At 34.0% G+C, this 14,550-nt stretch carries 11 protein-coding genes; 8 read left to right on the top strand and 3 right to left on the bottom strand.

All coding sequences use genetic code 11. The features are described from left to right. Window positions 1-34 precede the first annotated feature (34 nt). From murD to ftsZ, 7 genes are read left to right on the top strand one after another with little or no spacing between them, the layout of a single operon-like run. Window positions 35-1,372: a UDP-N-acetylmuramoyl-L-alanine--D-glutamate ligase gene (murD, locus tag FQU21_RS12695; RefSeq protein WP_147678383.1), complete on the top strand. Its 1,338-nt coding sequence runs from the start codon at window positions 35-37 to the stop codon at window positions 1,370-1,372. A 54-nt stretch (window positions 1,373-1,426) separates the two neighbouring features. Beyond that, the gene (locus FQU21_RS12690) at window positions 1,427-2,620 is read left to right on the top strand and encodes an FtsW/RodA/SpoVE family cell cycle protein (protein ID WP_147678382.1); all 1,194 of its coding nucleotides are present in this window, start codon (window positions 1,427-1,429) and stop codon (window positions 2,618-2,620) included. 50 nt (window positions 2,621-2,670) lie between these two features. Further along, on the top strand, window positions 2,671-3,765 hold the full coding sequence (gene murG / locus FQU21_RS12685; protein ID WP_147678381.1) for an undecaprenyldiphospho-muramoylpentapeptide beta-N-acetylglucosaminyltransferase: 1,095 nt from the start codon (window positions 2,671-2,673) through the stop codon (window positions 3,763-3,765). Continuing rightward, window positions 3,766-5,118 (top strand): UDP-N-acetylmuramate--L-alanine ligase, encoded by a 1,353-nt coding sequence (murC, locus tag FQU21_RS12680; RefSeq protein WP_147678380.1) that lies wholly within the window; start codon window positions 3,766-3,768, stop codon window positions 5,116-5,118. It abuts the gene before it with no gap. Window positions 5,119-5,134: 16 nt separating this feature from the next. Next, on the top strand, window positions 5,135-5,827 hold the full coding sequence (locus FQU21_RS12675; protein WP_317130663.1) for a cell division protein FtsQ/DivIB: 693 nt from the start codon (window positions 5,135-5,137) through the stop codon (window positions 5,825-5,827). A gap of 3 nt (window positions 5,828-5,830) precedes the next feature. Then, window positions 5,831-7,159 carry a cell division protein FtsA gene (gene ftsA, locus FQU21_RS12670; protein WP_147678378.1) on the top strand — a complete coding sequence of 443 codons (1,329 nt, stop codon included), beginning with the start codon at window positions 5,831-5,833 and terminating at the stop codon, window positions 7,157-7,159. Window positions 7,160-7,216: 57 nt separating this feature from the next. Continuing rightward, window positions 7,217-9,238, top strand: a complete 2,022-nt coding sequence (gene ftsZ, locus FQU21_RS12665) for a cell division protein FtsZ (RefSeq protein ID WP_147678377.1) — start codon at window positions 7,217-7,219, stop codon at window positions 9,236-9,238. A gap of 124 nt (window positions 9,239-9,362) precedes the next feature. Here the strand turns inward: ftsZ and FQU21_RS12660 are convergent, their stop codons facing one another. Continuing rightward, window positions 9,363-10,142 (bottom strand): zinc ribbon domain-containing protein, encoded by a 780-nt coding sequence (locus FQU21_RS12660; protein WP_147678376.1) that lies wholly within the window; start codon window positions 10,140-10,142, stop codon window positions 9,363-9,365. Window positions 10,143-10,145: 3 nt separating this feature from the next. After that, window positions 10,146-11,240, bottom strand: coding sequence for a Nif3-like dinuclear metal center hexameric protein (locus FQU21_RS12655; protein WP_147678375.1), 1,095 nt, complete (start codon window positions 11,238-11,240; stop codon window positions 10,146-10,148). A gap of 47 nt (window positions 11,241-11,287) precedes the next feature. Here FQU21_RS12655 and lpxK point away from each other — a divergent pair, with 47 nt between their 5' ends. Beyond that, window positions 11,288-12,301 carry a tetraacyldisaccharide 4'-kinase gene (gene lpxK / locus FQU21_RS12650; protein WP_147678374.1) on the top strand — a complete coding sequence of 338 codons (1,014 nt, stop codon included), beginning with the start codon at window positions 11,288-11,290 and terminating at the stop codon, window positions 12,299-12,301. 4 nt (window positions 12,302-12,305) lie between these two features. Here lpxK and FQU21_RS12645 read toward each other — a convergent pair whose 3' ends face one another. After that, entirely contained in the window at window positions 12,306-14,534 is a 2,229-nt protein-coding gene (locus FQU21_RS12645) for a tetratricopeptide repeat-containing hybrid sensor histidine kinase/response regulator (protein WP_147678373.1), read from the bottom strand. Between the last annotated feature and the right edge of the window lie 16 nt (window positions 14,535-14,550).

Genomic DNA, 14,550 nt, shown 5'->3' with positions numbered 1-14,550 from the left:
TTTCCACGAAAGCGAAGTGTGAAATTAAAAAGAAATGTCAAAACAACGATTAGTCATATTAGGAGGAGGAGAAAGTGGTGTAGGTACCGCGCTTTTGGCTAAAGCTAAAGGCTTTGACGTTTTTGTTTCCGATAAGGGAAAAATAAAAGAGGATTACAAAAAAGTTCTTGTAGATAATAATATTGCATGGGAAGATGAAAGCCATTCGGAAGAAAAAATTCTGAATGCCGACATCGTTATGAAAAGTCCTGGGATTCCTGATAAAGTGGCTTTGGTAAAACAAATTCGTGAAAAGGGGATTACGGTGGTTTCAGAAATTGAGTTTGCATCCAAATATACCAATGCAACACTCATTGGTATTACTGGAAGTAATGGTAAAACAACCACGGCAACATTGACGCATCACATTTTAAAAGAGGCATTAAATGTGGGTTTAGCGGGTAATATTGGCGATAGTTTTGCGAAGCAGATTTTAGAAGATGATTTTGAAAATTATGTACTTGAAATTAGCAGTTTTCAGTTGGATGATATCATTGATTTTAAACCGAAAATTGCTGTTATCACAAACATTACACCCGATCATTTAGATCGATATGATTATGAATTTGAGAATTATATCGCATCAAAATTTAGGATAGCAATGAATCAGTCGCGAGACGATTATTTAATTTATGATGCCGATGATCCTGTGATTGTAAATCATTTAAAAAACAATCCGGTTCAATCCACATTATTGCCGTTTTCATTAGTGAAAAAAATAGAAAATGGCGCCTATTTAGACAAAGAGAATATTAAAATAACAATAGATAACAACCAAATTATTATGTCAACTAAAAATATAGCATTAGAAGGTAAACACAACGTTAAGAACGCAATGGCGGCTTCTACTGTTGCGCATTTATTAAAAATTAGAAAACAAACTATTCGTGAAAGTTTAGAGAATTTTCAAGGCGTGGAGCATAGATTGGAGGAGGTTGTAAAAATTAATAAAGTCCAATATATAAACGATTCTAAGGCGACTAACGTGAATGCAACTTATTTTGCTTTAGAAAGTATGAGCGCGCCAACGGTTTGGATTGTTGGTGGTGTAGATAAAGGAAATGATTATCAAGAATTATTTCAGTTTGTAAACGAAAAAGTAAAAGCTATTATTTGTTTAGGTGCCGAAAACGAAAAGTTAATGAGCACTTTCGGGAATATGGTAGATACTATTGTGGAAACGCAATTTATGAGCGAAGCTGTAAAAATAGCTTATAAAATTGCTGAGTCTGGAGATACTGTGTTGTTATCGCCAGCATGTGCAAGTTTCGATTTATTTGAAAATTACGAAGATAGAGGTCGTCAGTTTAAAAACGCGGTTAGAAATTTATAATATAGGCTTACTTTATCTATTGGTAAGAAGTTAAAAGTAATTAGTTAAAAATTAATGCAAGCATTATTTAAAAACATAAAAGGAGATCGGTTAATTTGGGCAATAGTAGCGCTGCTTGCTATTTTGTCTTTCTTGCCTGTGTATAGTGCAGCGAGCGATTTGGCGTATAGTAAATACGATGGAAATACATTTATCTCTTTCGTAAAACACTTTATGCACTTGTTTTTAGGTTTTGTTATTATGTATGGCGTGCATAAAATACCCTACCGTTATTTTAGGGGGCTATCGATATTTATGCTTCCGGTGGTCTTTGTGCTCCTAGTTATTACTATGATGCAGGGTACTGTAATGGGTGGCGCTAGTGCGAGTCGCTGGATTAAAATTCCTGTAGTGGGGTTGTCGTTTCAAACATCAACTTTGGCATTTGTTGTTTTAATGGTGTATGTGGCTCGGTATATGTCGAAAATAAAAGATGAGGTGATTTCTTTTAAATCGTCAATTTTACCGCTTTGGGTGCCCGTATTTGTTATATTAGGTTTAATTTTGCCGTCTAATTTTTCTACCGCTGCCATTATGTTTTTAATGGTAATTATTTTAGTGTTTTTAGGCGGGTATCCTATTCGTTATATTGCTATAATTTTAGGTTCGGGTTTAGTCGCTTTAGTGCTTTTTATTATGGCAGCAAAGTTAACCACGGGACCATTAAATGTGAAAGTAACCACTTGGGAAAATAGAATAAAAAACTACTCGAATGATGAGGATTCCGATGCGGATTATCAAATTGAAAAGGCTAAAATAGCGATTGCCTCTGGTGGGGTAACCGGTGTTGGTCCGGGAAAAAGTATCCAGAAACACGCGTTACCACAATCATCTTCCGATTTTATTTTTGCCATAATTATTGAAGAATACGGTTTAATAGGCGGGGTTTCTATCATGGTTTTATACATGTGGTTGTTGTTTAGGGTTGTTATTGTCTCTCAAAAATCGGATACTGTTTTTGGAAAATTATTAGTGTTGGGCGTAGGCTTGCCTATTGTTTTTCAGGCATTAATAAATATGGCCGTAGCTGTCGAGCTGTTTCCTGTTACAGGACAAACGTTACCGCTAATTAGTAGCGGAGGAACATCTATTTGGATGACATGTTTAGCTATCGGTATTATTTTAAGTGTAAGTGCAAGACGAGAAGAAATTAAAGAAAAAGAAATAGACGAGGATAATCCGTTAGAAATCCTTTCGGAAGCTTTATAAATATTGAATTAAAAATAATGAATTCTCTCTAAGGGGGAGGTTGAAAAGGTATGAAACCATATAAAATTATATTATCAGGAGGTGGCACAGGCGGACATATTTATCCGGCTATTGCTATTGCGAACGAACTAAAGTTGCGTTTTCCTGATGCTGAATTTTTATTTGTTGGTGCGAGCGATCGTATGGAAATGGATATGGTACCTCAAGCTGGGTATAACATAAAAGGATTGTGGATTTCGGGTATTCAGCGTAAGCTAACTTTAAAGAATTTGTTATTTCCGTTTAAGTTGATAAGTAGTTTGTGGAAAGCTAATAACATTGTAAGATCGTTTAAACCTGACGTGGCTATTGGTACGGGCGGATTTGCTAGTGGACCGCTGTTGCAAATAGCAAATGCGAAAGGAATTCCGACTTTAATTCAGGAGCAAAATTCATTTCCAGGAATTACCAATAAATTTTTAGCTAAAAAGGCTAAAAAAATATGTGTGGCTTACGATAATTTGGAACGGTTTTTTCCTCAAGAAAAAATAATAAAAACAGGAAACCCTGTACGTCAAGGTTTGTTGGATATTGATACAAAACGAGATGAAGCTATAAAGCATTTCGATTTAAAACCAAGCAAAACAACGCTGTTGGTTATAGGTGGAAGTTTAGGTGCTCGACGAATTAACCAGTTAATTGAAAAAAAATTAGATTTTCTAGATACCCAAAATGTTCAAGTTATTTGGCAATGTGGAAAGTTGTATTATAAACAATACAAAATTTATGGACATACTAAAAACGTACAGGTTCATGAGTTTTTAAATAATATGGATTTAGCGTATGCAGCTGCAGATGTGGTGATTTCAAGAGCGGGAGCAAGTTCTGTTTCCGAGCTTTGTATTGTGGGAAAACCAGTTATTTTTATACCGTCTCCAAATGTAGCAGAAGATCATCAAACCAAAAATGCTATGGCGGTCGTAGATAAAGATGCGGCTTTGATTATTAAGGAAGAGGATTTACAAGCAGACTTTGAGAATAAGTTTTCGCAACTTATTGCTACACCCCAGCGAAGAAACGAATTAGGGCAAAATATTAAAAAATTAGCATTAGTAAATGCAACAAAAGATATCGTAAATGAAGTTGAAAAGCTTCTAAACAAATAAATGAATTTAGACAACGTACATAACATCTATTTTATTGGCATTGGCGGCATTGGCATGAGTGCTTTGGCGCGTTATTTTGTTGCGAATAATAAGCAGGTTGCCGGTTATGATAAAACCCAAACTCCTATCACAGATAGTTTGGTGGATTTAGGTGTGCCAGTTCATTTTGAGGATGCTATAAAACATATTAATTCAACGTTTTTAAACACTGAAAATACTTTGGTGGTTTATACCCCAGCGGTGCCTAAAGGACATTTGGAATTAAATTATTTTAAAGACAACGGTTTTAAGGTTTTAAAGCGTTCTGAAATTTTAGGATTAATTACTGAAAACACGGTGTGTTTGGCTGTGGCAGGAACGCATGGAAAAACAACAACAACTAGTATTCTTGGGCATTTAATGCATGAATGCGAAGTGCCGCTTACGGCTTTTTTAGGAGGAATAAGTGAAAACTATAATTCAAACCTAATTTTAAAAGGGACGGAAGTTTCAGTTGTTGAAGCCGATGAGTTTGATCGTTCGTTTTTAACGTTATCCCCAGATTTAGCGGGAATAACCTCTATGGATGCCGATCATTTGGATATTTATGGCGATGCTTTAGAATTAAAAAAGACTTTTGAAGATTTTTCAAAACGTATCAAACCCAACGGGAAGTTATTTATTAAAAACGGATTGCCTTTAAAAGGAATTACTTACGGTATTGAGGATGATTCTGATTATACCATTCAGAATATAAAAATAGAAAATGGCAGCTATGTGTTTGATGTGAAAACTCCAAATGCTCTGTTAGAAAATTTGGAATTTAACCTGCCCGGAAGACATAATTTATCCAATGCATTATTGGCTTTAGCTATGGCTTTGGAATATGGTTGTTCTATTGAAAGTTTACGTCAAGGGTTGGCGTCTTATAAAGGTGTGAAACGTCGGTTTACTTATCAAATTAAAACGGACGATTTGGTGTATATCGATGATTATGCACATCATCCCGAAGAAATAAATGCTGTGTATCAAGCGGTGCGGGAAATGTATCCAAATAAAAAAGTATTGGCTATTTTTCAGCCGCATTTATTCAGTAGAACAAAAGATTTTATTCATGATTTTGCGAAAAGTTTATCGCAGTTCGATGAAGTGATGTTATTGGATATTTATCCAGCACGAGAATTGCCAATTGAAGGCGTGACATCTCATTGGCTATTGGGGCTATTAACCTGTAATAATAAAAAACTGGTTAGTAAGGACGACATGCTATTTGAAGTTAAAAAAAGTAAAGCCAATATTATAATAACCATTGGAGCAGGAGATATTGGAGAGCAAGTAAAACCTATAAAAAAAGTGTTGTGTCGTGAAAATTAATTGGAATTACATAAAGATGATCGGTTTATTCGGTTTGGTGGTGTTCCTATTTGCTTTTGCATCGGACAGAAATAACGCTAGATTGGTTTCTAGTCCAGCCATAACATTTGTTGGAGAAAACAACTTATTTATTACTAATGAGACTGTTAGTAAATTGTTAATACAAAATTATGGCGGGGCTAAAAATGTTACTAAAGAAACTTTAGATTTGAATAAGTTAGAGCATACCCTTAAATCTAACCCCATGATTAAGCGTGCTGAAGTTTATGTTACAGTAAATGGCACACTTAATGCTGAAATAGAGCAAAAAACGCCATTAGCGAGAGTTAATACAGACGTATCCTATTATATTGATGATGAAGGTTTATCTATGCCTTTATCAAGTAATTATTCGGCAAGAGTGCCTCTTGTTACTGGATTTGTGGATAAAAATGATTTGAAAAATATTTTTAAAATAGCGACTAAAATTAAAGAGGATCCTTTTTTAAAAACAAATGTGATAGAAATTCATCAAAATGAAACTAAGGAATTGTTTCTAAAAATGAGACAATGTAAGTTTTTAGTGCAATTGGGTGATTTGAAATTATTAAACAAAAAAATTAATAATTTGAAAGCATTTTATCAAAAAAGCATCAAAGAAAAGACGTTAGATAATTATAGCAAGGTAAATTTGCAATTCGATAACCAAGTAGTATGTACCAAAATATAAGCCATGGAGCATAACATATCAGTAGGATTAGATATAGGAACCACAAAAATTGTGGCCATGATTGGGCGTAAAAATGATTACGGTAAACTTGAAATTTTAGGCATTGGAAAGTCTAAAAGTTTAGGTGTGCACCGCGGTGTAGTAAATAATATTACACAAACCATTCAGTCCATTCAACAAGCCGTTCAAGAAGCAGAGGCGGCAGCCGGAATGAAAATAGATGGTGTTACGGTTGGTATTGCAGGACAGCATATCAGAAGTTTACAGCATAGCGATTATATTACACGTCCAAATTCAGAACTTGTTATTGATGAAGATGATATTGATCGTTTAATTAATCAAGTGCATAAATTAGTGATGCTTCCAGGTGAAGAGATTATTCATGTATTACCACAAGAATATAAAGTTGATGGTCAAGCAGAAATAAAGGAACCTATCGGGATGTATGGTGGCCGTTTGGAAGCTAATTTTCATGTAGTGGTTGGTCAAGTATCGTCGATTCGAAATGTTGGACGTTGTATACAAAGTGCCGATTTAAATTTAGAGGGTATTACCTTAGAACCTTTAGCTTCAGCAAATGCTGTTTTAAGTCAAGAGGAAAAGGAAGCCGGTGTAGCATTAATTGATATAGGAGGCGGAACCACCGATTTAGCTATTTTTAAAGATGGCATTATCCGTCATACCGCAGTGATTCCTTTCGGAGGCAATGTAATTACAGAAGATATTAAAGAAGGTTGTTCTATTATTGAAAAACAAGCCGAATTATTAAAAATAAAGTTTGGTTCTGCATGGCCGGGTGAAAATAAAGATAACGAAATTGTATCCATTCCTGGTTTACGTGGTCGCGAACCAAAGGAAATTACATTAAAGAACTTGTCGAAAATTATTCACGCACGGGTTGTGGAAATTGTAGAGCAGGTTTATGTTGAAATTAAAAACTATGGTCACGAAGAACAAAAGAAAAATTTAATTGCAGGAATTGTTTTAACCGGTGGCGGAAGCCAGTTAAAACATTTAAAGCAGTTGGTAGAATATATTACCGGAATGGATACCAGAATAGGTTATCCAAACGAGCATTTAGCAGGAGATAGTCATGAAGATGTTACTAGTCCGCTTTTTGCAACCGCTGTTGGTTTAGTGTTAGACGGGTTAAAACGTCAAGAACGCAAGAAAATAGAAGAGCAAGTTGAAGAAGAGCAAGTTGAAGACACTACAGAAGCCCAAGAGCAACCAGCAGAGGAAGAAATTAAAGTAGAGCCCGTTAAAGAAAGACGTTCCTTTCTAGACAAACTTACCGATCGCGTTAAAGATTTTTTAGATAACGCAGAGTAGAGATTAAGAAACCCATTGAATAAAAATATTTAGTACAAAACCCAGTAAAATAGAGTTATGAGCAGCAATAAAGAAATCGAAAGCATCGCGTTTGATCTCCCAAAAAATCAATCAAATGTCATTAAAGTTATCGGCGTTGGAGGCGGTGGTAGCAACGCCATTAATCACATGTTTGAACAAGGTATAAAAGGCGTCGACTTTTATGTCTGCAATACAGATGCCCAAGCCTTACAAAATAGTGGGGTGCCAAACAAAATACAATTAGGTTTAAATTTAACCGAAGGACTCGGAGCCGGTGCAAATCCAGATATTGGAGAACAATCGGCGGTAGAAAGTTACGAGGATATTTCTCAAATGTTAGATACTAATACCAAAATGGTATTTATTACAGCCGGAATGGGTGGTGGTACAGGTACTGGAGCTGCACCTATTATCGCAAAGATGGCTAAAGATATGGATATTTTAACAGTAGGTATTGTTACTATGCCATTTCAGTTTGAAGGTAAAATGCGTATAGAACAATCGCAAAAAGGGATCGAGAAACTTAGAGGTGTAGTAGATTCATTAATTGTAATAAATAATAATAAGCTTCGTGAAGTTTATGGAAACCTTGGTTTTAAAGCAGGATTCTCCAAAGCCGATGAAGTGCTGTCTACCGCTGCTCGTGGTATAGCAGAAGTTATTACACACCACTACACACAAAACATCGATTTACGTGATGCTAAAACCGTATTAAGTAATAGTGGGACCGCTATTATGGGGTCTGCATTAGCATCGGGGCAAAACCGTGCACAAGATGCTATCCGTAAAGCTTTAGATTCACCATTATTAAACGATAATAAAATTACTGGTGCTAAAAATGTACTGCTTTTAATTGTTTCCGGTGCTCAAGAAATTACCATCGATGAAATAGGTGAAATTAATGATCATATTCAAAATGAAGCCGGTCATGGCGCTAACATTATTATGGGTGTAGGTGAAGATGAATCCTTAGAAGAATCTATTGCAGTAACTATTATAGCAACAGGTTTTAATATTGAACAACAAGATGAAATTTCGAATACCGAAACTAAAAAAGTTATTCATTCTTTAAGTGAAGAAAAAGAGATTGAAGCTAAAGAAGCTAAGCCAGAAGTAAAACCAGAAGTTCAAACACCACCAGTAGCGGCAGTTGAAAAAAAGGAAGAACCTAAAGTTGTAAAACATACATTGGATTTAGATGACGAGGAGGAATTCTCTTTTTTGGAAAAAAGCGAGATAAGAAAGGATAAATTATCTTCGCAGCCACAAAATATTAATTTAATCCCAACCTCTGAAATTTTAAAAAACATGAATGTCGTTTACGACGAAGTTCGTGTGAATGTTGAAGATGAAGACGATTTTATTATTAGTCCTATAAAAAAAGAAGTTAACGTAAAAGAAAATAAAACGCAATTTGATGCGATTACAGATGACTTTGAAGAAGAAAAGCAAATTACATTAACTTTCGATTTACCCATTAGCAATGAGCCTAAAAAAGAGGTGAAAAAGGAACCAGTTGTAGAGAATAAAGTAACCTTTAGTCTTGAAGACGATGTTAAAGATATGGCGGTTAACGATCATGTTGAGGTTACTGCGGAAGTAAAAGCGAATGAAAACGGAGATGTTAGATATACTTTAGATGATTATTCAGAAGTTGAAGATTCTTTCAATAAAAAACAAACAACAATAGAAGACGTTGTTGAAGATGTTGAAGACGATATTGTTTTTGAACGCAAAGTGGTTCAAAAAGAAGAAGTAACGAAGCAAGAGGTTGTTGAGGAAGAAGATATCGATCCAATGAATACGCCTATTTCAGAATTATTAAAAGAACGTGCTGCAGAACGTCGTCGTAAAATGAAGGATTTTAACTATAAATTCAATAATGGAAAAATTGATGATATAGAAAAAACCCCAGCATACAAACGTCAAGGTGTAAACTTAGAAGATTCTAGGCATTCATCGGATAATGATTTTTCTAGAACAAGTGTTGGTTTGGATGATAATGATGATTTACAGGTTAGACGTAATAATTCATTCTTACATGATAATGTAGATTAATAGTTTACTCATAAAAAAAGCCCGAAACTTTATAAGTTTCGGGCTTTTTTGTGTTTTTTTGAAGCATTTTTACATAAAAAACCATTAGGAATATTTTGATGGTTTTTTTTATATGTAATTGTGCTTACAATTTAGAAAATATTTTTTCCATTTTTGTTTTTTGTTCTTCGGCTAAAACAGGATCTACTAAGATACGTCCACTGTGCTCATCTGTAATTATTTTTTTACGAGCAGCAATTTCTACTTGTACTTGTGGGGGAATAGTAAAGAAAGATCCTCCAGCAGCACCACGCTCAATAGGAACAACGGCTAAGCCGTTTTTTACATTTTTACGTATTCTTATATAAGCAGCTACCAATCGTGGCTCTATATCTTTTTTGTAGTCTTCAGATTTTGTAATTAAAGCTTGCTCTTCTTTTTCAGTTTCGCTTAAAATGGCATCCAACTCATCTTTTTTATGCTTTAAATGGTCTTGGCGTTGTTTTAATCGATCTTTTGTTTCAGAGATAACTTCTTTTTTCTGTTCAATTTGTACCTTAAACTCTCTAATGTGTTTTTCAGCCAATTCAATTTCTAACTCTTGAAATTCAACCTCTTTGGTTAAAGAGTTAAACTCACGGTTGTTACGAACGTTTTTTTGTTGTTCGCTATACTTTTTTATTAAATTTTTTGATTCTTCAATTAGATTTTTCTTGTCGGCAATATCTGTGTCTATAGCTTCTAAACTTGTAATAAGTTTTTCTAATCTTATATTTAATCCGGCAACTTCATCTTCTAAATCACGAACTTCTAAAGGAAGTTCTCCACGAACATTTCTAATTTCATCTATACGAGAATCGATGAGTTGTAAATCGTATAAAGCTCTTAAGCGCTCTTCAATAGTTACTTCTTTCTTTTTAGCCATACTTTAAAAATACTTAACAGGATTGGTATTTGTCTTTGATAAAATGATGGCAAAATTAGTGATTTTTTTTGTAAGATACGCTACTAAAAGATTTTTTGTGTACTGTTCACTTTCATAATGTCCAATATCGGCCAAAAGAATATGGTTTTCTGCCATAAAAAAGTCGTGATATTTTAAATCTGCGGTTACAAAAGCATCTGCACCGGCGGCTTTTGCCGCTTGAATAGCAAAACTTCCGGATCCTCCTAAAACGGCTACTTTTTTTATGGTTTTATTTATAAATTGAGAATGGCGAATAAAACCCGTATTCATTTTTGTTTTTACATGCGATAAAAAGGTCGTTTCATCCATAGCTTTATGGAATTCACCAATCATGCCCATCCCTATATTTTGATTTTTGTTTTCTAATGTGGTTATTTCGTAGGCTACTTCTTCGTAAGAATGTGTTTTAAAAAGTGTTTCAATAATTTGAGACTCCAAATGTTTGGCGTAAGTTACCGTAATGTTGGTTTCTTCTTCAAGGTGTGTTTCTCCTTTTTTACCAATAACGGGATTGGCAATGGCATTCGGGTTAAAAGTTCCTGTACCTGCGATGTTTAAACTACAGTTGCTGTAATTGCCAATATTACCAGCTCCAGCCGAAAATAAGGCGTTACGCAGCTGTTCTGCTTTGTTTTTAGGTACGTAGGTGCTTAGTTTTTTTATGGTCCCGCTTTTGGGGGTTAAAATGCGTTGGTTTTTAAGTTGCAGTTGTTCGCATATCATGTGGTTTACACCTTGCTGTGCATTATCCAAAGCTGTATGCATGCTATAAATGGCAATATCGTTTTTTATGGCTTTTAAAACCACGCGCTCCACATAATTTTTGCCTGTTATTTTTTTTAAACCTTTAAAAATAATGGGATGAAAGCTTACAATAAGATTGCAGTTGTTTTCTATAGCTTCATCAACAACGGTTTCCAAAGTGTCTAAGGTTACCAGTACACCGGTAAGTTTGTTGTTTTTGTTGCCTACTAGTAGGCCTACATTATCAAAATCTTCAGCGTAAGCTAAAGGCGCTAATTGTTCTAAATGATTTATAACGTCTTGAATGATCATATTGAAATAAATTTTACATCAAAGATAAAATAATTACTTTCGTGGTAATGAAAATTTTAAGATACATATTGTTTCCGGTGATGCCTTTTTATTATTTGATAACTTGGCTGAGAAATTTATTATATGATTTGGGGATTAAAAAATCCAAATCGTACCCATTTCCTGTTATTTGCGTCGGGAATTTAAGTGTTGGCGGAACAGGAAAAACCCCCATGATTGAGTATTTAATTGGGGTGTTAAAAGATGATTTTAAAGTGGCCACCTTAAGTCGCGGTTATAAACGAAAAACTAAAGGGTTTCAATTAGGCGATGACCAGGCTTCGGCTGAAATTATTGGAGATGAACCATTTCAATTTTATAATAAATTTAAAGATGAGGTTTTAGTGGCAGTAGATGCCGATAGGCAAAATGGTATTCAGCAGTTGCAAAATTTACCCAACGCACCTGAAGTTATTTTACTCGATGATGCTTACCAACACCGAAAGGTTAAAGCTGGATTTAATATTTTGCTTACCACTTACCAAACCCCTTATTTTAGTGATTGGGTTTTGCCAACCGGAAATTTACGAGAACCTCGGCGCGGTGTAAATCGAGCTGATATTATTGTGGTTACAAAATGTCCTGAAAACTTATCGGATATTGATAAAAAAAAGGTTTTAAAACGGATAAATTCAAAAGAAAATCAGGACGTGTTTTTTAGTCGTATAGTATATTCAAATATGCTCATTTCTGCTGAAAAAACAATGGCTGTGAATATGTTAAGAAGTTTTACGTTAGTAACAGGAATTGCAAATCCTAAGCCGTTAGTTTGTTTTTTTAATGATAAAAATTTAAAGTTCGAGCATTTAAATTTTAAAGATCATCATGAGTTTTCTCAGGAAGATATTAATGTGTTTAGTACTAAGGAGGTTATTGTTACTACCGAGAAAGATTTTGCTCGTTTAAAATGTTATCCGGGATTAAAAAATAAGTTGTTTTATTTGCCAATTACGGTGGCGTTTGATGATGAACCACGGTTATGTGCTATTGTTAAAGCCATGGTAAATAGTTATGAAAAATGAAGGATTAGAGTTCTTTTTTTTCAGATAAAGCGAGATATAATTTTTTTTGAAACTCTTCTTGTTTGAAAGGTTTAGGAATAATGTCGGTAAATTCGGCATCCTGAAATTCTTGCATTTTATCTTCTATGGTCACGGCGGTAAGTGCAAATATGGTTAAAGTTTTATCGAATTTCCTAATACGTTTAGTGGCTTCAATACCGCTAATTCCTGGCATATGAATATCCATTAAAACAATATGATATTCGCGTTCTTTTACCATTTCTACGGCATCTTCCCCGTTGTCTACAACATCACAATTTAAGCCCATTTTGGCTAATATTTTTTTCGTAATCATTTGGTTGATTTTGTTGTCTTCAACAACCAATATTTTTATTTTTTCCAAATCGATGTCTTCTTTATTAGTGTTAAAATAATTCACTTCTTTTTCGTTTATAATTTCGCCATCATTATACTCCATTGGGATTTCGAAGAAAAATGACGTGCCTTTACCTAATTCACTTTTGATAAAGGTTGTGCCTTTTAGAATACTTATTAAACCTTTAACAATGTATAGGCCTAGTCCTGTGCCACCGTATTTTCTGTTAATTTGTATTGAGCCTTGTGAGAAACTCTCAAACATCGCGGCTTGTTTTTCCTTGGAAATACCAATACCATTATCTTTAACTTCAAAACCAACGGTGTATATTTTATCAATTTTATTGATTTTGTATGCCTTAATCCAGATGTTTCCATCTTTTGTGAATTTTATAGAATTGCCTATTAAATTTATAAGTATTTGTGAAAGTTTTAGTTGATCGGCAATAAAGTTTTCAGGTAATTCTTTATCATATTCTAAGGAAATCTTGTTATTATTATCTTGAGCAGAATTTTCTAGGGCTAGGATAATATTATTTATTTTTTTGTAGAGATTAAAGGGGGTTGGATCTAAATCTAATTTATTTGCTTCAATTTTATTAATTTGAAGGATGTCGTTTATAAAAGTTAGTAGGTGATCTCCGGAAAATTTAAGAGATTTTAAGTGTTGTATTTGCTCTGGTTTGGGGTTTTCTTCCAGCAGCATAGTGCTTAATCCGGTTACGGCATAAAGTGGTGTTCGGAGTTCATGGGTAACGGTGGATAGGAAGTTTGCTTTTGTTTTTGAGGCGAGTTCGGCTTTTTCTTTAGCTAGTAATAGTTCTCCATTTTTTTTGTGGAGCATAACATTTGTTTTTAACCGAATATTATTGTTTTTATATAATAAAAAAGTTAGTAATGATAGAATTGTAATAAGCGCGAAAGACAAAAAAGAAATTAGGGTCTTTCGGTTATTTTCTATTTCTTGCATTTTTAATTTTTCGTTTGTTTTACTGAGTTCTTCTTTTACTTCTAAAAAAGACGTGTTTAGTTCTTGATCTGTATTTATTCTTTTTTCTTTTTTTAAATTTCTAATGGAGTCGGATAAATCTAAATACGCTTTTAAATACGCTCTAGAATCTTTGTATTTTCTTAAGGTATTTGTAATATTACTAAGGGTTAAATAGGCTTCGTTACGTTTGCTTGTAAAATTATTGATTGTGGCTATATGGAGTCCTTCTTTTGCATATTCTAAACCTTTTCTTAAGTATCCTAAATTATGGCAAGTAATGGCCATATTTATTAATGCTTCTGTTTTTATTGTTAATTCATTGTTTTCTGTAGCGAGAATAATAGCTTCCTTTAAGGCTATTTTGGCCTTTTTGTATTCTTCTAAAAGGATAAAAGTTCTCCCTTCTAGTAGTAAGGCTTCGGCTACATGATCTTCTAAATCTACGTTTTTAAATAGCGTTTTCGATGTCGTAAAATAGTTTAAGGCTTTTTGAAACGATTTATTTTTTAAGTTAACGAGTCCTAAAGTTTGAAACGATTTTGCTAAATTAACAGGGTCGTCTATGCTGTCTTGAATTTTAATCGCTTTATTAAGCGATGTTATGGCGTTGTTTGGTTCGTTTAGGTTAAGTTCTAATTTGCCTTTAAAAGCATAAATAAGCGCAATGTCTTTTTGTAAATTAGCTTTTTGTGCCTGAGCTAGTGCGGCGTCAAGATTTTTTAAAGCTTCATAGTACGTATTATTATTTAGGTTATGTTGCGCTTGTTTTAAATGGTAATTGATGTTGTTTTGTATAAGTTCTCGATTTGTATTAGGCGTATTTTGAGCCAATCCTACGATACTTAAAAATGTTGTAAGAATTAATATAAAAGGTTTAAAAGCAGGCATAAAAGCTAGGGTTGTT

This window comes from Algibacter pacificus (genome assembly GCF_008033385.1).
Taxonomy (GTDB): Bacteria; Bacteroidota; Bacteroidia; order Flavobacteriales; family Flavobacteriaceae; genus Algibacter; species Algibacter pacificus.
Note: the sequence above shows the minus strand (reverse complement) of the source record. Positions and strands in the feature narration are given on the sequence as shown.